A 20,524-nucleotide genomic window follows, 5' to 3' on the forward strand; every position below is an offset into this window, starting at 1 on the left:
TATGGCGAGGTCAACCGCGCGACGGGCACAAGCCCCTCATTTTGAGGTGAATATTTTTACCGACGATGCGCACAGGTTATCCCCCAAATTTGTGGATAACGTCCTGATTGTGAGTGGCGCGGCACCGGGGGCGGATATGACCGTCCTGGGCAAAAGCGGTATTCAGCGCCGCTTTTACGACGTAGAATCCGTTATGCTGTGACGGTACCGGCACGACGCCGGACTTCCACTCTTTCGCGTCCAGCAGATAATTGTCCCAGCCCTGGTCTTTCAGGGTTTCAGAGGCGTAGGTGAGCCGGAACAGGACGGACTGAGCGGCCAGCTTGCCGCTGCAGGAGCGAAAGAGGTAGTCAAGATGCTGGCGCAGATCGCGCTGACGGATATGTTTCTGCCGCAGGGTCAGGGCGGACATGCTGCGGTGGCCCATAATCTCTTCGTCGGGAATGACCGTCACATCAACCAGCGGAAAATCGCCGGTGTACAGTTTCCCGGCCAGCGCCGGATCATCAAACTCCTGCAGCCAGTTGGTCGGGTACGGGTATGGGCTGCGTTTGCCGGTATAGAAAGTACCGGTATGACCAGTGGCAGCGATTTATGGCCGGCAGATGGATGTCCATGAAGTCGCGGGGTATCTCAGGTTGCGTCAGAAATTGCCGGAAAGTGGCATTATGGGGCGAAGGATTTTTTTCATGGGGCGGTTGCCGCACATTCGGTCAGCAGCTCACTATTTAGCACCAATATATGGTTCGATACTTTTGATACTAACAATTCAATCGGTTGGCCATTAAGGTTATAACTGATATGCGCGCCTGCTACGCCAATCTTCTAAAAGCCCCTCTTTACCTGCCTGCAATTTTTACTTAAGTCAATAGATCTCGATTTATGGAATATATGATGCGGCATTTTTGCGTAACGCCACCTTATTTCTGAAACCTTAAGCTCTGACCATAACCTCCGTAGAATATTTAAAAATAGAATCTTTTAAATTAATGTTAATTTTACGTTAATTTTTTTCTTTCGTCGCGTTGTATGATGCGTAAAAAACTACCAAGTCCATAATGTATTAACTATGCTGTAGGTGTGGTTAATGCTTGGTTGCTCCTAACTAATTGTTTTTATTTGAATGGAGGTTTTTGTGATGAAGAAAAACAAAACTGATTTTACTTCTAACGGAAGTAATGATAAGACAATCTCTACAGTTGAACCACACTATGAAGATACTGCACCCGTCGAGAAGGTAATTAAACCCCTTGCGAGTATAAGTCCCCCGGGAGCGGAACCCATGATGCCGGGTTCTGATAAGACACCTAAGAATAGAAACGAGAAGCTCAAACAGTTAGATAAATTTCGGTCTGATCCTCAGGGAGAGTCGCTGCGCACGAATCAGGGCGTGAAGATTTCCGATAATCAGAATTCACTAAAGTCAGGAACTCGCGGCTCAACCTTGCTTGAAGACTTTATTCTGCGAGAAAAGATCACACATTTTGATCATGAGCGCATTCCCGAAAGGGTAGTCCACGCACGAGGTGCGGGTGCACATGGTTATTTTCAGGTCTATGAATCGCTAGCCTCCTATACCACTGCCGAATTCCTTCAGGATCCCAGTGTTAAAACACCTGTCTTTGTGCGTTTTTCTACCGTCCAGGGCTCCCGAGGCTCTGCTGATACGGTAAGAGATATTCGAGGCTGGGCAACAAAATTCTATACTAAAGAAGGCAATTTTGATCTCGTAGGTAATAATACACCCGTATTTTTCATTCAGGATGCGATTAAGTTCCCGGACTTTGTCCATGCGGTGAAGCCAGAGCCTCATAATGAAATACCCCAGGGTCAAAGCGCGCATGATACTTTTTGGGATTATATCTCACTGCAGCCAGAGACACTGCATAACGTTATGTGGGCAATGTCAGATCGCGGCATTCCCCGTAGCTACCGTATGATGGAGGGATTCGGCATCCATACCTATAAAATGATCAATGCTGAAGGCCAGTGCCACTTTATACGTTTCCATTGGAAGCCTGTATATGGCGTCTCCTCTCTAATATGGGATGAAGCTCAATTGCTGACAGGCCGCGATCCAGATTTTCATCGCCGTGAGTTGTGGGAGTCCATTGAAGCGGGTGACTATCCTGAATATGAACTCGGGTTGCAGATAATTCCAGAGGAAGATGAACATAAATTCGATTTTGATATACTTGATCCAACTAAGTTGATCCCAGAGTCTTTGGTTCCCGTTCATCTCGTTGGAAAAATGGTATTGAATCGCAATCCAGATAATTACTTTAGTGAAACCGAACAGGTAGCATTCTGTCCTGGTAACATCGTTCCAGGTATAGACTTCTCTGATGACCCACTACTTCAGGGGCGACTCTTCTCTTACATTGATACCCAAATCAGCCGATTGGGAGGAGTAAATTTCCACGAACTTCCTATTAATAAACCAATTTGTCCTTTCCACAACCATCAGCGTGATGGGATGCATCGTATGAGCATTTCTGGAACAGCCAATTACGAGCCTAACTCTATAAATAACAATTGGCCAAGAGAAACCCCCCCGGCAAAGGGCGGGTTTGCAACCTACCCGCAACCAATAAATGGTGAAAAGACCCGCAGAAGGAGTAGCACTTTTGTTGACTTCTATTCTCAGCCACGTCTATTTTGGCTGAGCCAAACCAAAGTGGAACAAAATCATATTGTCGGAGGGTTCAGTTTCGAATTGGGTAAGGTTATGCGCCCTTGGATACGTGAACGTGTGGTTGATCAGCTTACCTATATTGATCACCAGTTGGCCCAATCTGTCGCAGATAATCTTGGGATAAGATTGAGCCAAGAACAATTGAAGCATCCATTACCTGGCCCCGTCAACGGGATATCTAAAGATCGTTCATTAAGTATGTACGATGGGCATCATCAGATACTCAAATCACGCCAAGTGGCTATTCTTGCTGCCGATGGTGTTTGTGGGGAATCTATTGATAATATTATGAAAACCCTTAAAAAACATGGTATTCATGGAAAGGTTTTTGCTCCGCACTTAGGTAGAATAACTTCTCTGCAAGATAATGAAATAGAGGTCGACGGTACCATAGAAGGCAATCCATCTGTGATGGTGGATGCCGTTATCATACCGGAAGGAGAAGGCAGTATTGACTCCTTGATGAAAAACGGCAACGCCAAACATTACGTGATCCAAGCATTTAAACATCTGAAAGCGATAGGGCTGCAAGGTAAAGCGTTTAAGCTATATGATGCATTGCCGTTGCCCAAACCAGATGAAGGTATTATCGTGGGGGATAAGGCTGCGGATTTGGCTGAGGCATTTTGTAATGCTATGAAAGGACATCGTATTTGGTCCAGAGAAAGCGTAGCACAGGAAATTGCTGGCTAAAGTAGTACTAACTTGGGCTCTCATTTAAGGGAGCCCTACCAATGAGGATCAACAGGATTGTCGTTATGGAATACTATGGTTATACACTTGTTAAGTTTATAATAGGTTTTGTTATTGTAATTACTCATCTAAATCTATCGGGTAAAACTCAGCTTTCCCAGATGACCCCCGTAGACTTCATCGGCAATTTCGTGCTGGGTGGAATTATTGGTGGTGTGATCTATAGCGATTCAATACCTATGCATCAATATGTACTGGTACTCTTTATCGGCGTATTTCTCATCTCGTTATTGAATGCATTAAGTAAGCGCATACACTTTTTTCGCACTGTTACTATAGGTCAGCCAATACCGATCATCAAAGAGGGTCGCTTTCTTATTGATGCCATTTCGAGTAAAAGAAATAAAATTGATATATTGAATGTCTCCTCTCAACTTCATGCGCAAGGGATCCCATCCTTCCAGGAAGTCACTTATGCGCAGATAGAGCCAAATGGTCAAATAACGGTTGTATGCGATGGCGCCAAGATGCCTTCAGTTATCATAATGAAAGATGGTAAGGCCAGGATTGCTGAACTCAGTTCGATAGAGAAAGATGAAGCATGGCTTGCCTGTAAATTAAAGGACGCTGGTATAGATCCTCACGCGGTTTTCCTTGCGGAATTTTGGAATGGAAAATTAAGTTTTATATTAAATAACGGCGAGGTTAAATTCCCTCTTTAAGCACTATTCATTGTTATAGCATTTAAAGTAATAATTTTTCCTCCATAGATTTGGCATAACTGATTATTATTGCTATGTTTGTTATGGCTCGATTGAGACTGTGGCATCTCTTTCAGCAAACTTTACACAATGTTAACAACATGAAAAGGATCGTAAATGAAAATGGAAAATGGGATGTTTGTTGAAAAAAAAATATCATGGGGTAGCGTAATAGGCGGTGTTATCACTGTATTGGCCGTGTCATTACTGTTGTCAACGCTGGGTACAAGTCTTGGGCTTTCCATTGTTGACCCGGCTTCGGACGATCCGGTAAATGGAGCGGGAACCACCGTTGCCGTCTGGTCTGCAATCTCGATTATTGTCAGTCTTGCCATCGGCGCTTTCGTCGCCGGTCGTCTGGCAGCAAATGATGGTCTCATTCATGGCTTCCTGGTGTGGGCTACAGCGCTCATTGTTGCTGCAGTTCTGGGAACCCTGTTGGTTGGCTCAGCCGTTAAGATGACTGGTAATGCGCTCGGCGCCATAGCTTCTACCTCAGGTAGCCTGCTTTCAGGTGCAGGCTCTGCGCTTGGAAACGGTGCATCCGGAGTGGCAAATGTGGGAAAAAATCTCTTTGACCAGCTGGACATCGACACAAAACTTGAGCCGGAAAACCTAAAATCGGATGTGGTAGCAGCATTGAAAAAGAGCGATATACCTTCGTTGCAGCCAGAATTTATGCAGCAGCAGCTTGATGGTGCTAAAGCGGATTTGAGTGATGCGATTAAGGCTTTCTTCAACCAGCCTGATAGCAATGACGCTATCATACAGAAACTGATTAGTAAGCTGAAAAAGCGTGCGGATGCAATTACTAAGGATGTCAACCAGGACTCATTGAAAAAAGCGCTGAGTGAAAACACCGACATGACTCCTACAGAGGTTGATAAAACAGTCACTAACTTGATCGATACTAAAGAAAAAACAGCTCAAATCGTTAAGCAACGTCTCGATGAAGCAGAAGCGAAAATTAATGAGGCGAAGCAAAAGTATGCCGAGCTTAAACAGGAAGCCCGTGAGCAGGCTGCCGCAGCTGCAGATGCATTGGCGCGTGCGGCTCTGTGGTCATTCTTTGCCTTGCTTCTTGGTGCAATCATCAGTGCGTTGGCCGGATTGTGGGGCGTAAAGACGAATGCCCGTCATATTCGAAGCTGATAGGCTGGTTTAGCGTTACCAAGTGCCCTAATCAGATTGAGTGCAATTTTAGCTATGTTCATGCAGTTAAGGAGAGACTTATGAGAAAATCGCTAATGTACGCTGCGACCGTCATTTTTTCCATCATGGCCCTATCGGGATGCACACGTTCAAGTTATGCCATCTATACACATGACGGCCGTACTATAGTCAGTAAAGTTAAACCGGCCCAAACCAGCGCAGGCTTGGTAGGCTACACCGATGCTAATGGCGTCAAACAGCAAATTAACCAGTCTGAAGTGAAAGAAATTTCAGAGATCCCATAATGAAGTCAAGAGGATAGAAGTAAAATAAATTAGTTAAGTAACAGTGTTATTTTTTAATGAAGACCCTTGTAACAAGGGTCTTCATTAATCAACAGAATTGATTGGTATCTATAGTTATTTAAATGTTACACCCACCACCCAACCATCAAGATGCAGTCTAAGAAACTACTTTTTATAGAGGGATTCTCATATAAAAAGATGTAACTAACTTTAATGGAATAGGTTTGGAGCGTGCTTTGTTCTTTTAATCAATTAAGGAAAGCCTGGTGAGTAAATACAGCCTGGCAATTTTACGATTTACGCTGATGTTTATTTTTACGTTAGTTCTTGTAGGTTGTCCTGAAACCCCTAATAAATCTTTGCGGGAGCAGGTAAGGGATGCTGAAAAGGCTTCTGGATATAGCTCAGATCCTGCTGTAATTGAAAAATGATGAGGTTAATATGGTTCGTGCAAACTCTGGAAAGTCGATCTCATCCTAAACGTCAATACGCCCCGGATGAGACGACTACTCCCAATATCAAATTGGCACGACCCATCCACCCCCAATAAGGAAATCATGCCATGGATAAACAGGAATACCGGCTGTACCTGGCCATGTTGAAGGCGCGCGGCGAACTGGCGCGCAAGGCAATGGCCGACAACGCCCGGCGGCGCAACATGCTCAAAGCGCATCGTCAACGACGCTCTGACGACATCAGGTCATTGTTGGCCTGGAAAGACAGGGATGTCTCAGTGGACGGGTTACTGGCCAGCGATGAGGAGTTGGAAACTCGTGAACGGGCGTTTGGCAAATAATGCGAAAGCGTAGGCAGCTGGCTGAAGGCGATAATAAGGGGGTTCTACATGGGAAACCCAGATTTTTCGAAGGCTGAAACAGACTAGGGGCGGTGGTTCAATCATGGAGCGCGAGAACCTAAACCAGCCTCTTGTCTTGTTATCTGAACAGGCGGATCCGTTGACGAATAAATTTCATTGCCCCCCATGCGGCCACAGCTCTGCGTGGCCATATGATCAGACGACGTGGTTTAGATTTGAGCGCATACAGGGCGGCTATCCCGATACCGGGAACGATAAAAGCCCGGCAACGGTATAATGCCTGCCAGCCGCGATCAACGGGTTCCGACAGTCTTAGCCAATCACTCTTTAACAGGCTCAATGTCTGTCGCTGTTGTGCTATTTGTTGCAATAGTTGTTGTTTACGGTTTTCCCTGAGTTCCCTGACATTCATGCTTCATCCCCCTTAAGAATGCTCAAATCCTTACTGAGTTGTCTGCGGGTCTCTGGCAATATACTGCTACGGGAGATTATTTGTCTGATGAAAATGCTCGAAGCTAATGCGAGAACAATAAACACAGCGGAAGCCCCCCCCCCAGTACCATGAGGCGATGTTCCGGTGAGGCTAACAACAGAATAAACACCAGAAGGGATATAATACCAAACGCAGTGAAAAGAAGGGCCAGCCCCACCATTATCAGGAGATGGGTAATGCGGCTTTTCTCTTCTTCCAGCTCAACGGCTACAAGCTCCAGGCGGGTATGCAGCGTTCCGGTAAGGGCGGTAAATACGCGGCGAATAGTGTCTATCAGGCCACGGGAGGGGCCCCGCTGCGGATCATTCATTTTTCTCATAACGGCGTCCTTCTGTTTTGTCCGACAGGGCTTCTTTGCCACTGTGCTTCATCACTGACCGGCGAGCAATGGCTCTGCCGTGTTTTTTAAATCGCAGCCCAGAGAGGTTAACGCGAAGTTTAATCCGGTATCCCCGGACAGGCCGGGGAATCGAGTTAATGGCCTACTTTTTCGCTTACCGCGTCACCCGCCTGTTGAGCGGCTTCTTTTGTTTTATTCCAGCCTTTTTCTGTGGTTTCCTTGGTCCGGTTCCAGGCTTTCTGTGAGTTTTCCTTTACCTTATCTGTCGCGGTTGCTTCTCCGCCGTTTTTGAGCCGGTTTTCAGCCTGAAGTTGTTTCTCCTCAAGCCGGTTTTTTGCCTTGTGAGTCGTTTCTTCAGCACGATTGGTGGCCTGCTCAGCCTTCTGCCCTGCTTTGTTTTTTAAATGTTCAGCATTGATAGATTCGGCCAGAGCGCCTGTGGATACCAATGTTGCAGAAAGGATAACTATATTTAATATATTCATTTTTAACTCCTTTAAATTATAGTAAAGCACCTGCTATCAGAAAAAGCGGGCTTTGCGCCCGCGTTTATCTTATTTACGGCCAATGAGCAGACCAATGAGTAAGCCAATGCCTGCAGCGATGGAGATCGCCGCAAATGGATTGTTTTCCACATTATCACGTACGACTTCAGCAGCCTCCTGAGCTGCCTGACTCCCCTGTGCCGCGACTTTACGGGCCGCTCCTTTTACCTGGTGCCCGTAATCGTCGGTCAGTTCACCGTATTTTTCCTGCGCTTCGCCAGCAACTTCTTTTACTTTGTCTTCAGCTTTCCCAAACATGATGTTATCCATAACGGTTATGACTCAGAATATTTAACCAGCTTGATTTCGCCAGCATTAACGTTATACAAAAAATGTGCCAAATACTCAAACACACGCTATAGCAGCTTTTTTGATAGCTAAGCATGAACTGCTTGGTGCTTTTGACCATAATATAATCAAATTGACCACAATATCCTTGGTGTAAAACCTCTAGCCGAAAATGTTGGCGGTTTTGGCATAACCCTCGATAAGGAGAGATTCTATGGGTGCGCAGTATTATTGTCGTGGTAACACTTCGCCTTATGTTGCTTTGCCTGCTGATAAAACGGCTCTTCGCCTGGAGTCGCAGGGGCTGTGGCGGCGTGCCGCCACGCGCTGGCAGCAGGTACTGCTTCGTGAGGCAGACGACCACGTGATAGAAGCGGTGCTGCAGCGCCTGCGCTATTGCCTGGCACGGGCGCCAGCACAGGTCCGCCGTGTCAGTGACGGCACCGCGCCGGCGGGCGCGACGCTCGTGGCGAGAAACGGTATGCCGAACGACCCGGATCTGTGGCGAATGGAATAATCAAACAGGAAAGGGTTCTACGCCGGAACCCAATTTGGGTGATGCGGCGACCGGAAGATCCCTACCGATCATAATGTCGAGGCCGAGCGAACCGGTCGGGATTGTTGCCCTTGTGCATTAGCACCTTTGCTGAACGCCTTCTCGGTGGCGGTAATGGCGCTTTACAGTACTTTAGCGCGACTTGGCCACGTCCTGTGGTATGCGGGGTCGTGATACATTGCTCATCGGGCGTTCTCCTCTGGTCGGAAACGAAACGTGTTATTATAATTACACTGTATGCATAACCAGTTAAATATAAAACCGACGAGGAATAGCAAGGAACTATGGTGAGGTCAACCGCGAAGTGGGCACACGCCCCACATTTTGAGGTGAATATTTTTACCGATGATGCGCACAGGTTATCCCCCAAATTTGTGGATAACGTCCTGGTTGTGAGTGGCGATGTGCCGTTGGCGGAATATTTGAACCGTGTCGGTCGTGGTGTTACGCCGGTTCAAGCGCGATGGTGTGGCAGGCTGACGTGCTGCCCTGCCGGCGCGTACACAGTCCGTACTCGGCCATCACATGCATAAACCGGTCGGCGTCACCGACCACCCGAAACGTGACGGGGTGCAGATGGCGTCCGTCCTGGGCAAAAGCGGCGTTCAGCGCCGTTTTTTCGACATAGAACCCGTTATGCTGTGACGGTGTCGGCACGACGCCGGACTTCCACTCTTTCGCATCCAGCACATAATTGTCCCAGCCCTGGTCTTTCAGGGTTTCAGAGGCGCAGGTGAGACGGAACAGGTCTGACTGAGCGGCCAGATTGCCGCTGCAGGGACGCCAGAGATACTCAAGATGCTGGCGCAGTTTGCCCGCCGGGCCGTGCTTACGGCCGCGGTCGAGTAACCACTGGATATCAATCGCGACGCTCCTGGGGAAGCGTTTTTGCTTTTGAGCGGTGGCCAGCCAGCGGATCAGGAACAGGTTTTCGGCATAGGGCGTGCCGGCGATACCGTCCTGGCGCGCCAGCCCCAGCGCCGCGAGGGCGCAGAACGCCAGATGGCTGAGGTGGTGTTTTCCGGGGAAATGGATGTTGTTTTATCTGACAATGGCTGCCCTGCCCGTCGACGCAAAGGATTAGTGGCGAATTTGGGCCAGGTCGTCAGCGGTCAGCCCGGTCATCTTCATCACCGCGTCGCGATCGAGGCCATTGGCCAGCATGGTGCGGGCGATTTTCAGTGCAGCTTCTCGTTCACCTTCCTGACGCCCTTTTTCCATACCGCGCTGTTCACCCAACTGGATACCTTTTTGGATACCCTGTTCTATACCCTTCTCGATACCTTTTTGTTCAAGCTGTTGTGCGATAGTCATCAGTTCCTCCTCATGTTGCGGTACCCGCTGGGCCAATTCACGGACAAATGCCTGCGCATCTGCCGATTCACCGGCCTGGATAATATAGTGTATCAACGAAATCACCTGTGGCGAAGACAGATAGCCGGCCAGCAGAATGGCGGACAGTCTGTCGGTCAGCTCGGCCAGGTCGCGCTGGCGAATATGTTTCTGCAGCAGAGTCAGTGCGGCCATGCTGCGGTGGCCCATAATTTCTTCGTCGGGGATGACCGTCACATCAACCAACGGAAAATCGCCGGTGTACAGTTTCCCGGCCAGCGTTGGATCATCAAACTCCTGCAGCCAGTTGGTCGAGTAAGGATATGGGCTGCGTTTGCCGGTATAGAACAGTACCGGAATGACCAGCGGCAGCTTTTTGTGGCCGGCGTCGAGGTGACGCTGCATGGCGGCGACGGCATAGCGAATGAGGCGAAACGCCATGTGCTTATCCGGGCTGGACTGGTGCTCGATAAGCACGTGCACGTAACCGTCAGCGCCGTCGTTGGTTTTCAGGCTGTAGAGCACGTCGCTGAAATACTGGCGCAGGTCATCTTCGACAAAGGAGCCGGACTCCAGTTTCAGCGTGCTGAGGTCACAGATGGCCCGCAGTTCGGCCGGCAAATGTATCTCCATGAAGTCGCGGGCAATCTCGGGTTGCGTCAGAAATTGCCGGAAAGTGGCATCATGGGGCGTTGGTTTTTTTTTCATGGGGCTATCGTAACATGTTCGGTCGACGGCTCACTATGTATAGCGGCTTGCCAACATAATGGCCTCTGCTCGCAAACATCCGCTTCTGCTTGCAAACATCCGTCGTCTGCTCACTTTAATTGCCAATGGGGCAGTGACCCGGATGGCGTCGATAACGGCCAACTTTTTCTCTCCCCGCAGTGACGCATAAACCTTCGTTTTTGAGTCATTTACAGCAAGGGCATACTTACTCTATAATTTTTCGTTTTCCTGCTGTCATATGAAAACCCATCAAACAGAGAGTTCAACGATGAAATTCCTGATTATAACCACTACACTTATCGCGTTAAGTGGTTGCTCTGCTTACACGTACGACAATCGATACACAGAATCACAACCTCATGAATTACAACACAAAAAAAACTCTGCCTTAACACCCGAACATAGGCGCAATTCAGATGGGAATTGGATTCCATCGGTCAGGAATGAAAGAGTTAAACAACAAGGCTGTGCTGATAACAGTGTGGATTGCGGGCCTAGAATCCTCTACTAAACCTAGCAGGCAAACACGCATTTAAGTTCATGGTTAGGAAACCTAATAAGGGGCGATTGGGTTAATGAAATGGTCACTCCCTCTTCCAAGCACTAAGCTGAAAACAGGCTTAATTCGGAGATCCATCATGGAAAACATTGCGCTTATTGGTATCGATCTGGGTAAAAACTCTTTCCACATCCATTGTCAGGATAGCCACGGAAAAGCGCTTTTCCGTAAAAAATTCACCAGGTCAAGAGTTTGAATATTTAGCGACGTGTCAGGCAACGACTGTCGTGATGGAAGCCTGTGGTGGTGCTCATTTTATGGTGCGCAAGTTGCTCGAGTTAGGGCATACGCCAAAACTAATTTCCCCCCAATTTGTTCGACCATTTGTCAAAAGTAACAAAAATGACTTTGTGGATGCCGAAGCCATCTGTGAAGCGGCAGCACGCCCCTCAATGCGGTTTGTTCAGCCAAGAACCGAGTCCCAACAGGCGATGCATGCCCTACACCGGGTCAGAGAATCGCTGGTCAGGGATAAGGTAAAAACTACAAATCAGATGCATGCCTTTTTACTGGAGTTTGGCGTCAGCGCCCCAAAAGGTCCAACCTTGATGAGGCGCTTCGCAGAAATTCTGGATACGAACCCGCTTCCACCTTACCTTATACGGCTGTTGCAGAAACTGCGTGAACATTATGAGTATCTCATTGAACAAATTAAGGAATTAGAGTCTCAGCTAAAGAGATCGCTGGATGAAGATACGACTGGTCGGCAATTACTGACGATCCCTTGCGTCGGCCCTCTGACTGCAAGTCTGCTTTCCACTCAGTTAGGCGATGGAAAACAGTATGGAAGCAGCAGGGATTTTGCAGCTTCAACAGGTCTGGTTCCACGGCAACACAGCACGGGAGGACGAACCACATTGCTGGGGATCAGTAATATATCTGCGAACACTGGAGTATCGAGCCGGCCGACTTGCCGGCTGGGTCAGGGAGCTGTTACTACGCAAAAATAATTTCATAGTCACCTGCGCTCTGGCAAATAAGCTGGCCAGGATAGCATGGGCCATGACTATCAGGGATAAGCCATTTGAAGCATAACTATCGACGATTCTAACTATTAAACATTCACTTACCTGGTTTTGCGGATACTGATTACTGATGATATAAACGGCCAAGCGGCCTGATGAAGAACCTGTGGTTAGGAGAGGCCTGAAGGCCGTTGAATTTATAAGGTTCATCAGGCGCGGAACTCATCGAGGCGCGGGCGTAATGCCTATTCAGACGCCGGATAGATTCATGCAAGCCAACAATATCGTCAAGATCGGTGTTGCAAAAACGGGAGTGACCATAGATTCAACCATGAAGGCCGAAATATTCGGATTCCTTACTCATTTAAATCTCCCTGCAATAAACAGTCCTATAATCTGTATCAATATTGCTAATGAGTACACCAAAGTAGCAAATGGCTCACTATGTTCAACCACAATGAGGCGTAACATAGCGGTTATGCCAATATAAACAAAGTATTGCAAAGGGAAATGATTATTATTCTCGAAATACTTTACAATCAACCCTAAGAATTCAAAGTACAAAAAATAATTGATAATTGCTTCCGCGAAGTTTATCTCCTGTTCTTTGTTAAAAAGTAAAACGGCATTGACAAGATGCCAAGTTTCCTTTAGCAAGAAAATAAACAGAAGTAACGCTAGCACAAATAACAATCCATTCATAACAAACTGTAACTTTTGTGCTACTTTTATAGGATCTAATATTTTGATATAATCACCTAGTATTCAAGTGGAGTAAAACAAAGCTGGGAATCAGGTTTGATGGTGAAAAAAATAAGGAAGAGATGGTAATTATATTTTGTCTCCTTTTAAGTTAGGGTATATTAAATATATAGTCATTGGATAATGCCTTTAAAAAGGTGCTGGAATGGAGAAATCTGCTGACATTGTTAATGTCGGTTTCCCTGTGAGTTAAGTTAACGTTAACTTAATATATGTTTTAACCTGTATTACTTTAATGCGAGGAACCGGTGTTTAGTTGGAAAATAATTATTAGCCTAATGTTTATTGCTATAATCGGGCTTGCTTTGTTTGGGTTTTTATTCTCCCTACTACAACTGTAGGTAGTGGGTTTAACTAAAAATATTATCTTTTTAATCAGTTATGTCAATATCAAATAAAAAAACCCGCTTTACGAGAGCGGGTTTTTTGTCTGCTACAGCTTAACTGCTCAGGCTATTGCCCTCATCGCTATCGTAAGCTATGGCAAACTCATTATTTTTGTTGTTAAAGCGCGATGACGTTACCAGCAGAAGGCCCTTTGGCACCATTTTCAATAGAAAATTCTACTTTTTGTCCTTCGTCTAACGTTTTAAAATCGTTGCTTTGGATAGCAGAAAAATGCACGAAGACATCTTTGCTACCATCAGCAGGCGAAATAAAACCGAAACCTTTACCTGCATCGAACCACTTTACTAAACCAGTCATTTTATCAGACATAGATACTTCCTTTAATTTTGAGCCACTCAACGTGGCAAACATGGCCTGTTTTCAGAGAGTTACTTATTAGGCACTTAGGAGGAGGCTCATGAAGAAGGGTATCTACCGATAGCACTTGAACTGAGGACTGCTTTACTAAAACTGCTTTCATAAGGTCTGGGTTCCAAACCGATTAACCATAATAGTCACGTGATGATTGATTTTGCAAGCGTAAACTTCACTATCATCTTTCACATATATCCAACACCTTATCCTTTCGACGACGGTATGTTCGGAACATTTAGAGCGGACAAATTTATGTGATTTAGGTACAAACTTGTTTGCCTAGGCGGGACAGGGGGTACCATCCTGGCGTGCCAGCCCCAGCGCCGCCAGGGCGCAGAACGCCAGATGGCTGAGCGCTGAGGTGGTGTTTTCCGGGGAAACGGATGCGGTTTTATCTGTCAATGGCTGCCCTGCCCCTCAACGCAAAGGATTAGTGGCGAATTTGGGCCAGGTCGTCAGCGGTCAGCCCGGTCATTTTCATCACCGCGTCGCGATCGAGGCCATTGGCCAGCATGGTGCGGGCGATTTTCAGTGAGGCTTCACGCTCACCTTTTTCAATACCGCGCTGTTCACCCAACTGGATACCTTTCTGGATACCCTGTTCGATACCCTTCTGGATACCTTGCTCGATACCCTTCTCGATACCTTTTTGTTCAAGCTGTTGTGCGATGGTCATCAGTTCCTCCTCGTGTTGCGGAACCCGCAGGGCCAGTTCGCGGACAAATGCCTCTGCATTCGCCGATTCACCGGCCTGGATAATATAGTGTATCAGCGAAATCACCTGTGGCGAAGACAGATAGCCGGTCAGCAGAATGGCGGACAGCCTGTCGGTCAGTTCGGCCAGGTCGCGCTGGCGAATATGCTTCTGCAGCAGGGTCAGAGCGGCCATGCTACGGTGACCCATAATCTCTTCGTCGGGAATGACCGTCACATCAACCAGCGGAAAATCGCCGGTGTACAGTTTCCCGGCCAGCGTTGGATCATCAAACTCCTGCAGCCAGTTGGTCGAGTAAGGGTACGGGCTGCGTTTGCCGGTATAGAACAGTACCGGAATGACCAGCGGCAGCGTTTTGTGGCCGGCGTCGAGGTGACGTTGCATGGCGGCGACGGCATAGCGAATGAGGCGAAACGCCATGTGCTTATCCGGGCTGGACTGGTGCTCGATAAGCACGTGCACGTAACCGTCAGCGCCGTCGTTGGTTTTCAGGCTGTAGAGCACGTCGCTGAAATACTGGCGCAGGTCATCTTCGACAAAGGAGCCGGACTCCAGTTTCAGCGTGCTGAGGTCACAGATGGTCCGCAGTTCAGCCGGCAAATGTATCTCCATGAAGTCGCGGGCAATTTCGGGTTGCGTCAGAAATTGCCGGAAAGTGGCATCATGGGGCGTTGGATTTTTTTTCATGGGACTATCGTAACATGTTCGGTCGCCGGCTCACTATGGCTGAGCGAAGGCTTCACCCGTTCTCCGGGCAGAATAGCGTCGGGATGTTGCTGCCGCCAGGTTTTTAATATTCGGTAGACGCTGGCTCTGCCAATGCCCAGTTGGTCGGCAACCGCTTCGCGGGTGAGTCCGGCCAGCGTCAATTCAATCACCTGCTGCGCTTTCGCCTGAGCGGTGGGTTTTCTTCCTTTATATGCCCCTCTGGCTTTCGCGCGGGCAATGCCTTCCCGTTGCCGTTCCTGACGCAGGCGTGTCTCGAATTCGGCGAATACGCCCAACATATCAAGGAAAGCCTTGCCGGACGCCGAAGAGGTATCGATGGCCTGCTCTGTCGCCCTGAGCTTGATGTTTTGCCCTTCAAGCTCATGAACCAGATTCTGTAAGTCGCGCAGACTGCGTGACAGGCGATCGATACGGGTGATCACCAACGTATCCCCTTCTCGCAAGTAATCAAGGCAGTCATCGAGTGCCTGACGGCCCTCTTTCTTGGCGCCGGTCATTTTCTCCGAGAAGATTTTACGGCAGCCGGCTGAAGTCAGCACCGCTATCTGATGTGTCAGATCCTGATCTGTCGTGGATACACGAGCATAACCGACGAGCGCCATACGATTTAATCTCACTAGACATTAGATGATGAGATTTTTGCGTATCAAATTTACTAAATCAAGTTATGTGATACTTTTTTTGAACAAATCACCCTAGCTCTCACAAAGGTATACCTTTGTGAGAGTATGGGTCGGAGCTGTTCATGGTTAGGAAACTCAATCGACCCTTTTTGAGTTTCCTAACCATGAACGGTGGCAATGAGGATCAACATGTGGTGCGACCTATCGCGAGGTAATGCGTAAAAATGCCAGTTTTGCTGTGTTTTTACGCTAAAACCCATTTTTCAGGTGCACTTATCCAGAGAAGGGGTCTGAAACCATCGTTTTTTCACCATCCGCTGCAGCCGGGCAGAGAGCAGTTTGGTGGCGTGCTCGCCCGCCACGGCACCGGTAAAACGCAAACGGCCCTTGCACAGGATGCACTGGTACGGATCGGTACCCAGGAAGCCTTTCATCAGCACTGCAAATCCGGGTCGCTTCGGTTTTTCCCGTACCGTCATCGCCAGCGCGTCGTAGACCTTCGGGAGCAGCGAACCGCGCTTGCGGTTGGCCAGAAAGCCGTAGTAGCGCACCATTTTAAAGTGTCGGGCCGGGATATGGCTGACGTAACGCTGCAGCATCTCCTCCAGGCTGATTTTCTGGCGTTTGTGTTGCTGCGTGCGGTGATCGTAATACTGATGGACCACGGCACCGCCGCGGTAGTGGCGCAGCTGAGAAGCGGCCACCGGCGGGCGCTTCAGATAACGGCCCAGGTATTTCACGCTGCGCCAGGCACCGCGCGTCTTTTTGGCAAAATGCACTTTCCAGGCGCGGCGATATTGCGCATGCAGATAACGGTGCCACCGATCTTCATTACGGATATGACCGAGGCCCGGCAGGCCTCCAGGGTTGATTTGGGCGTAGTTGTCGCGCAGCAGGTAAACCACGGCGTCTCTTTCTTTTTGAAGAACAGCTGCCGCCAGGTGCCGTGTTTGATGTCGAGGCCGCCGCGGGTGACGGAGACGTGGATATGCGGGTGCTGATTGAGCTGCCGGCCGTAGGTATGGAGCGCACAGAAGATACCGACTTCGATCCCCTGTTGGCGCGCCCAGCGGAGCATGGCGCGGGTGGCGCAGCGAAACAGATCATTGAGCAGGAGCCAGTTGTTATTGAAGAACGGCCACAGCAGGTGCGGCATGGTGAAGGTGATGTGTTGCCAGTCGCAGTCGGGCAGAATGTGCTGCTGTTCGGCGATCCACTGCTCGGTGGCCTTGAGGCCACAACTGCTGCAGGCCTTGGACTTGCAGCTCTGGCAGAAAAAGCGGGCATGGGTGCAATCCGGTGAGGCACAGCAGTAGCGGCGAACACCCATGGCACAAGTGCCGCAGGCGAGCATGCGCTCGACGGCGAGTTTGGTCCAGTCGCTAAGGGTGTCACCGTGTTTGTCGAGATAGCGGCTCCAGCCGTCGTCATGCTGGAACAGCAGCTTTGCGGGTCGCGGAATATACATGGTGCAGAGTCTACAGGGCGTTATCGGGCAGGAAAAGTACGTCGGCGCCAGCCGGCTCACGCCACAGGCGTGCTCATTTTATGCGGGTGTCAACGCGGCGGTGGGGCATGTCCCACCTCGCGGCCGGTCGGGCTGTCAGACGGCACCGGCGTTGAGGTGAGGCAGGATCTAAAAGACGGTTGAGGCAGCAGCGCTGCCGTGCTCGCCCCATAGGGGCGCTACGTTCCGGAACGATTGTAGTGGTCAGCCTCAGTGTGCCACTACAATGACCTAATGAAAAAATGAGTTTGGCTAGTTTACGCCGTGGTTAAGAAGTAATATCGTGTAATCGATAAGGCTGCATGAAAATGCGAATAAAAATCGAAGTAATCTTTCTATATTCAAAGAATAAGGATGTTTTATGCTTAAAAAAAATTTGCTAATCCTCACACTTATATATTCAATGCCACTGTTCTCGGCCTTTGCAGCACCACACGAAGCTACGGGATGTGATGCCAAGCGCCTGGATATCCAAAAGCAGATTGACTATGCTAACGCTCATGGCAACAACCACCGTTTATCCGGATTACAAAAGGCACTCTCTGAACTCAATGCAAACTGTACTCCTGAAGGATTGCGGGCAGAAAGAGAGGCAAAAGTGCGGGAAAAAACTCAGAAGGTTGAGGAACGTCGTCGTGAGCTGAATGAAGTAAAAAACGACGGACAAACGGATAAGATTATGAAAAAAAAGCAGAAGCTAACTGAAGCTGAAGCCGAACTTAATGAAGCGAAGGCAGAACTGAAAAAATAACCCCTGCTTAAAACTGAAATCCGCCACGTCGTGAAGGACGTGGTTTTCTTGATGTAGTTATCAACTAATACTGACCACTACAAATAGCCTGTTTTTTATCTATCGTATAATGCGTTGGATGAATATTTTTCCGTCAGATGCTTATCCGAGGCATCACCCGCACTCAGTTGATATTCACTAAAAAGTCATTGGAGCGTTTATCGAACTATGTGAGACAAAAATCATCTTGCAAACTAACCAAAGGGTGATATCCATAATCTATGGAATAAGTGAGCAATTCAGATACTTATAAAAATTTATATTGTTTATAGGATTTTATTATGTGATTAATTGTGTGCCGCATCAATAATAAATATATTCTTTTTGCGAGCGATTTTATGTGACTTCGGCTTTTTTTACTACATACTGCAAATAACGAATCATAATGTTTAATATTCGCGGTTATTAGCTTTTCAATTGACTGAAAACAAAACACAACATCACGATTATAAGAAGAAAAACATGCTTTTTTGGTGCTGTATCTAAAGATAATGGAGTGTGGCTCTTCTATGTGTAGTCGTCCTTTGTGTTCTTTTTCTTGCAGCTTAACATGAGTCGTTAAACTTTCATATTTAATAATCTTTTCATCATAAACGTGAGAGCGAAAATTAGTAGATCTCTCATAATTAATTAGCAAGCTTACTGTTATAAAGCAGCGTAAAAAAATATTTTTTTCATATAATCCTCCATCAAAACATATCAGATTCAAGTTATAGCGCATACTCTGGAGATGATTGTAATTTTATTATTTTAAAGATGAGAAATGATAATTTTTTTATCTTCATCGTTTTTATTAGCATGCCGCAGAGCTATAGGATACCATCTCAATGAGTTATTGATAACTCCGTCTGTTACTAACAATTTCCCATCATCGACTAGACTAATTAAGAGTCTTCGAGCCTGATAAATATCTACATCTATGGCATCTGCTAATTCTCGAGTCGTTAACCACAGATGCTGTGGCGGCAGATCTGTGATGTGATATGGACGAGGAGATTGTGTCACCAATGCCATCAAAATATTTCTTTTTAATTGAGATATTTCTTCCTTTTTAGGTGATAATGATTTCATTGCTATCTTTTTACTCTCAAGAAATAGTGATTGAATTATAAAGAACTCATTTTCTTTCAGGCTAGAGGATTTGCCCATTAGGAGTTGTATCGAAGATACATCACTTATCACACTTTGTTGATAAAGCAGTCCGATTTTTTAAAACAGAATACGTTCTATTGACTAGCGCCGCTCACAGCCATGAAGGGATGACTGAACTCCATCTCAATACTGGTTCGATAAAATGGTCAGCATCTATGCCTATACTGACTATATAATAAATTTACGGCACCACCACCACTCGCCGAGCTTGAATAGATTTGGTTGATTTCTATCTCCTGCAAGGTGAATTCCCTGTTACGCCGTCAATTCTTCCATAGTTTTTCTATAGCCGAACTGACATCGGAATCAGGGGTAATCGGCGATGAGCCGTTGTCCTTCAGTGAATCTAACCATCTTATCTTGTTTTGTCGACCAATTAGATCGACAAATCATTCTTTTTGGTGTTTTATGCTGCTTGTTTATTTTTTTGCGATCTATAGATCTGAGTTGTTGTTTTTTTTAAAAAAAATGGGGTAAAAATCTAAATACTTTGTTTTGTGAAAAAAATACTTTTTTTGAATGTGGTTGTTTGCCAAAATGCTACCAATCCAGCAGATTGATGTTTTTAAATGTTAAGTTAAGCTAAGTTAGTTAAGTCACTCTTCTGATTTATGTTTTTTAAAATATGCAGGTTAAGTTTAAGCCTTGAGTTTCTTGGCTTTCTTTACCTGTTTTCGATGTGCTATTTATATAAGGATCGTATATGAAGCTTAATAAAGTTATGATGTTTGCAGTGATTGCTTTTGGCGCGACATCGGTGGCTCAGGCAGCCGATAATGGGAGTGGTACGGTAACTTTCACGGGCTCAATCATTGATGCACCATGCTCTATTGCTCCTGGTACGCTTGACCAGACTGTCGAACTGGGCGCGATTTCCAGTACCCTGTTGAGAAGCAACGGCAACACCGGCCAATCGACACCTCGTAACTTCCAGATTAAGCTTGAACAGTGTGATAACACAACGCTGAAATCGGTAAGAACCACCTTTAACGGGACTGCGGTACCAAACAACAATAGCTTAATCGCCATCACGGGGACTGCTCGCGGTGCAGGTGTAGGTATCTCCTCTGGCGGTCAGCCTATTACCCTGGGAACGGCTACTGCAGCACAAACAATCAGTGCTAATGATAATACCTTAAACTTTGCCGCATACTTGCAGGGGATTAACGCATCCACTGCTGTTGTTCCCGGTAATTTTACCGCAGTGGCTAACTTCACACTGGCTTATCAGTAATAAATAGTTTAAAGCCTAAT

General features: G+C 47.1%; 21 protein-coding genes and 3 pseudogenes. 10 read left to right on the forward strand and 14 right to left on the reverse strand.

The window, feature by feature from the left end; all coding sequences use genetic code 11:
• Positions 1–343 precede the first annotated feature (343 nt).
• A pseudogene (locus ACORQT_RS24755) lies at positions 344–707 on the reverse strand (Rpn family recombination-promoting nuclease/putative transposase); the annotation flags it as partial.
• Between the two features lie 431 nt (positions 708–1,138).
• Between ACORQT_RS24755 and katE the strand changes: the two are divergent.
• From katE to ACORQT_RS24785, 6 genes are all read left to right on the forward strand, one after another.
• On the forward strand, positions 1,139–3,388 hold the full coding sequence (katE, locus tag ACORQT_RS24760; RefSeq protein ID WP_089186966.1) for a catalase HPII: 2,250 nt from the start codon (positions 1,139–1,141) through the stop codon (positions 3,386–3,388).
• Between the two features lie 65 nt (positions 3,389–3,453).
• Positions 3,454–4,110 (forward strand): DUF421 domain-containing protein, encoded by a 657-nt coding sequence (locus ACORQT_RS24765; protein WP_089186994.1) that lies wholly within the window; start codon positions 3,454–3,456, stop codon positions 4,108–4,110.
• A 156-nt stretch (positions 4,111–4,266) separates the two neighbouring features.
• Entirely contained in the window at positions 4,267–5,301 is a 1,035-nt protein-coding gene (locus tag ACORQT_RS24770; protein ID WP_089186965.1) for a YrzE family protein, read from the forward strand.
• Between the two features lie 80 nt (positions 5,302–5,381).
• Positions 5,382–5,606: a YgdI/YgdR family lipoprotein gene (locus ACORQT_RS24775; protein WP_042785961.1), complete on the forward strand. Its 225-nt coding sequence runs from the start codon at positions 5,382–5,384 to the stop codon at positions 5,604–5,606.
• A gap of 266 nt (positions 5,607–5,872) precedes the next feature.
• A complete protein-coding gene (locus ACORQT_RS24780) occupies positions 5,873–6,037 on the forward strand; it encodes a hypothetical protein (protein WP_158234570.1) in 165 nt (54 codons plus the stop codon).
• A gap of 131 nt (positions 6,038–6,168) precedes the next feature.
• Positions 6,169–6,402, forward strand: coding sequence for a hypothetical protein (locus ACORQT_RS24785; RefSeq protein WP_042785960.1), 234 nt, complete (start codon positions 6,169–6,171; stop codon positions 6,400–6,402).
• A 139-nt stretch (positions 6,403–6,541) separates the two neighbouring features.
• On the opposite strand, the gene ACORQT_RS24790 is transcribed toward ACORQT_RS24785, so the two are convergent.
• The 4 genes from ACORQT_RS24790 to ACORQT_RS24805 form a co-directional block, all read right to left on the reverse strand.
• Positions 6,542–6,835: a YqjK family protein gene (locus ACORQT_RS24790; protein ID WP_071883602.1), complete on the reverse strand. Its 294-nt coding sequence runs from the start codon at positions 6,833–6,835 to the stop codon at positions 6,542–6,544.
• 103 nt (positions 6,836–6,938) lie between these two features.
• Complete coding sequence (locus tag ACORQT_RS24795; protein ID WP_444859440.1) at positions 6,939–7,235, reverse strand: phage holin family protein; 297 nt, start codon at positions 7,233–7,235, stop codon at positions 6,939–6,941.
• Positions 7,236–7,390: 155 nt separating this feature from the next.
• Positions 7,391–7,741, reverse strand: coding sequence for a hypothetical protein (locus tag ACORQT_RS24800; protein ID WP_089186964.1), 351 nt, complete (start codon positions 7,739–7,741; stop codon positions 7,391–7,393).
• Between the two features lie 69 nt (positions 7,742–7,810).
• Positions 7,811–8,059 carry a glycine zipper domain-containing protein gene (locus tag ACORQT_RS24805; protein WP_042785957.1) on the reverse strand — a complete coding sequence of 83 codons (249 nt, stop codon included), beginning with the start codon at positions 8,057–8,059 and terminating at the stop codon, positions 7,811–7,813.
• A 244-nt stretch (positions 8,060–8,303) separates the two neighbouring features.
• Between ACORQT_RS24805 and ACORQT_RS24810 the strand changes: the two genes are divergently transcribed.
• A complete protein-coding gene (locus ACORQT_RS24810) occupies positions 8,304–8,606 on the forward strand; it encodes a PerC family transcriptional regulator (RefSeq protein ID WP_042785956.1) in 303 nt (100 codons plus the stop codon).
• A 483-nt stretch (positions 8,607–9,089) separates the two neighbouring features.
• On the opposite strand, the gene ACORQT_RS24815 is transcribed toward ACORQT_RS24810, so the two are convergent.
• Together ACORQT_RS24815 and ACORQT_RS24820 are read right to left on the reverse strand one after the other, a co-directional pair.
• A complete protein-coding gene (locus ACORQT_RS24815) occupies positions 9,090–9,680 on the reverse strand; it encodes a DUF2913 family protein (protein ID WP_307877623.1) in 591 nt (196 codons plus the stop codon).
• Positions 9,681–9,725: 45 nt separating this feature from the next.
• Positions 9,726–10,685, reverse strand: a complete 960-nt coding sequence (locus ACORQT_RS24820) for an Rpn family recombination-promoting nuclease/putative transposase (protein ID WP_089186962.1) — start codon at positions 10,683–10,685, stop codon at positions 9,726–9,728.
• A gap of 659 nt (positions 10,686–11,344) precedes the next feature.
• Between ACORQT_RS24820 and ACORQT_RS24825 the strand changes: the two are divergent.
• Positions 11,345–12,300, forward strand: a pseudogene (locus tag ACORQT_RS24825) (IS110 family transposase).
• Between the two features lie 290 nt (positions 12,301–12,590).
• Here the strand turns inward: ACORQT_RS24825 and ACORQT_RS24830 are convergent.
• From ACORQT_RS24830 to ACORQT_RS24855, 6 genes and pseudogenes are all read right to left on the reverse strand, one after another.
• The gene (locus ACORQT_RS24830) at positions 12,591–12,932 is read right to left on the reverse strand and encodes a phosphate-starvation-inducible protein PsiE (RefSeq protein ID WP_089186961.1); all 342 of its coding nucleotides are present in this window, start codon (positions 12,930–12,932) and stop codon (positions 12,591–12,593) included.
• 564 nt (positions 12,933–13,496) lie between these two features.
• Positions 13,497–13,709: a transcription antiterminator/RNA stability regulator CspE gene (gene cspE / locus ACORQT_RS24835; protein ID WP_089186960.1), complete on the reverse strand. Its 213-nt coding sequence runs from the start codon at positions 13,707–13,709 to the stop codon at positions 13,497–13,499.
• Positions 13,710–14,033: 324 nt separating this feature from the next.
• Entirely contained in the window at positions 14,034–14,156 is a 123-nt protein-coding gene (locus ACORQT_RS24840; RefSeq protein ID WP_257590268.1) for a hypothetical protein, read from the reverse strand.
• 28 nt (positions 14,157–14,184) lie between these two features.
• Entirely contained in the window at positions 14,185–15,156 is a 972-nt protein-coding gene (locus ACORQT_RS24845; RefSeq protein ID WP_089186959.1) for an Rpn family recombination-promoting nuclease/putative transposase, read from the reverse strand.
• Positions 15,153–15,800, reverse strand: coding sequence for a recombinase family protein (locus tag ACORQT_RS24850; RefSeq protein ID WP_089186958.1), 648 nt, complete (start codon positions 15,798–15,800; stop codon positions 15,153–15,155). Before ACORQT_RS24850 ends, ACORQT_RS24845 begins: the two co-directional genes overlap by 4 nt.
• 284 nt (positions 15,801–16,084) lie before the next feature.
• Positions 16,085–17,289: pseudogene (locus ACORQT_RS24855) on the reverse strand (IS91 family transposase).
• 400 nt (positions 17,290–17,689) lie between these two features.
• Between ACORQT_RS24855 and ACORQT_RS24860 the strand changes: the two are divergent.
• Positions 17,690–18,079 (forward strand): DUF1090 domain-containing protein, encoded by a 390-nt coding sequence (locus ACORQT_RS24860; RefSeq protein ID WP_089186957.1) that lies wholly within the window; start codon positions 17,690–17,692, stop codon positions 18,077–18,079.
• A gap of 789 nt (positions 18,080–18,868) precedes the next feature.
• Here ACORQT_RS24860 and ACORQT_RS24865 read toward each other — a convergent pair.
• Positions 18,869–19,189, reverse strand: a complete 321-nt coding sequence (locus ACORQT_RS24865) for a FaeA/PapI family transcriptional regulator (protein WP_075335117.1) — start codon at positions 19,187–19,189, stop codon at positions 18,869–18,871.
• A gap of 784 nt (positions 19,190–19,973) precedes the next feature.
• Here ACORQT_RS24865 and ACORQT_RS24870 point away from each other — a divergent pair.
• Entirely contained in the window at positions 19,974–20,504 is a 531-nt protein-coding gene (locus ACORQT_RS24870) for a fimbrial protein (protein ID WP_089186956.1), read from the forward strand.
• The last annotated feature ends 20 nt before the right edge of the window (positions 20,505–20,524 follow it).

It is taken from the genome of Serratia sp. (in: enterobacteria) (assembly GCF_052400455.1).
Classification (GTDB): Bacteria; Pseudomonadota; Gammaproteobacteria; order Enterobacterales; family Enterobacteriaceae; genus Serratia; species Serratia ureilytica.

What these genes read in the sequence shown, in the direction of transcription:
- ACORQT_RS24790 (WP_071883602.1), bottom strand. Translation starts at nt 6,835, where the DNA reads ATGAATGTCAGGGAACTCAGGGAAAACCGTAAACAACAACTATTGCAA.
- ACORQT_RS24850 (WP_089186958.1), bottom strand. Translation starts at nt 15,800, where the DNA reads ATGGCGCTCGTCGGTTATGCTCGTGTATCCACGACAGATCAGGATCTG.
- ACORQT_RS24865 (WP_075335117.1), bottom strand. Translation starts at nt 19,189, where the DNA reads ATGAAATCATTATCACCTAAAAAGGAAGAAATATCTCAATTAAAAAGA.
- ACORQT_RS24765 (WP_089186994.1), top strand. Translation starts at nt 3,454, where the DNA reads ATGGAATACTATGGTTATACACTTGTTAAGTTTATAATAGGTTTTGTT.
- ACORQT_RS24800 (WP_089186964.1), bottom strand. Translation starts at nt 7,741, where the DNA reads ATGAATATATTAAATATAGTTATCCTTTCTGCAACATTGGTATCCACA.
- ACORQT_RS24810 (WP_042785956.1), top strand. Translation starts at nt 8,304, where the DNA reads ATGGGTGCGCAGTATTATTGTCGTGGTAACACTTCGCCTTATGTTGCT.
- ACORQT_RS24845 (WP_089186959.1), bottom strand. Translation starts at nt 15,156, where the DNA reads ATGAAAAAAAATCCAACGCCCCATGATGCCACTTTCCGGCAATTTCTG.
- ACORQT_RS24775 (WP_042785961.1), top strand. Translation starts at nt 5,382, where the DNA reads ATGAGAAAATCGCTAATGTACGCTGCGACCGTCATTTTTTCCATCATG.
- katE (WP_089186966.1), top strand. Translation starts at nt 1,139, where the DNA reads ATGAAGAAAAACAAAACTGATTTTACTTCTAACGGAAGTAATGATAAG.
- ACORQT_RS24795 (WP_444859440.1), bottom strand. Translation starts at nt 7,235, where the DNA reads ATGAGAAAAATGAATGATCCGCAGCGGGGCCCCTCCCGTGGCCTGATA.
- cspE (WP_089186960.1), bottom strand. Translation starts at nt 13,709, where the DNA reads ATGTCTGATAAAATGACTGGTTTAGTAAAGTGGTTCGATGCAGGTAAA.
- ACORQT_RS24770 (WP_089186965.1), top strand. Translation starts at nt 4,267, where the DNA reads ATGAAAATGGAAAATGGGATGTTTGTTGAAAAAAAAATATCATGGGGT.
- ACORQT_RS24830 (WP_089186961.1), bottom strand. Translation starts at nt 12,932, where the DNA reads ATGAATGGATTGTTATTTGTGCTAGCGTTACTTCTGTTTATTTTCTTG.
- ACORQT_RS24860 (WP_089186957.1), top strand. Translation starts at nt 17,690, where the DNA reads ATGCTTAAAAAAAATTTGCTAATCCTCACACTTATATATTCAATGCCA.
- ACORQT_RS24870 (WP_089186956.1), top strand. Translation starts at nt 19,974, where the DNA reads ATGAAGCTTAATAAAGTTATGATGTTTGCAGTGATTGCTTTTGGCGCG.
- ACORQT_RS24805 (WP_042785957.1), bottom strand. Translation starts at nt 8,059, where the DNA reads ATGTTTGGGAAAGCTGAAGACAAAGTAAAAGAAGTTGCTGGCGAAGCG.
- ACORQT_RS24785 (WP_042785960.1), top strand. Translation starts at nt 6,169, where the DNA reads ATGGATAAACAGGAATACCGGCTGTACCTGGCCATGTTGAAGGCGCGC.
- ACORQT_RS24820 (WP_089186962.1), bottom strand. Translation starts at nt 10,685, where the DNA reads ATGAAAAAAAAACCAACGCCCCATGATGCCACTTTCCGGCAATTTCTG.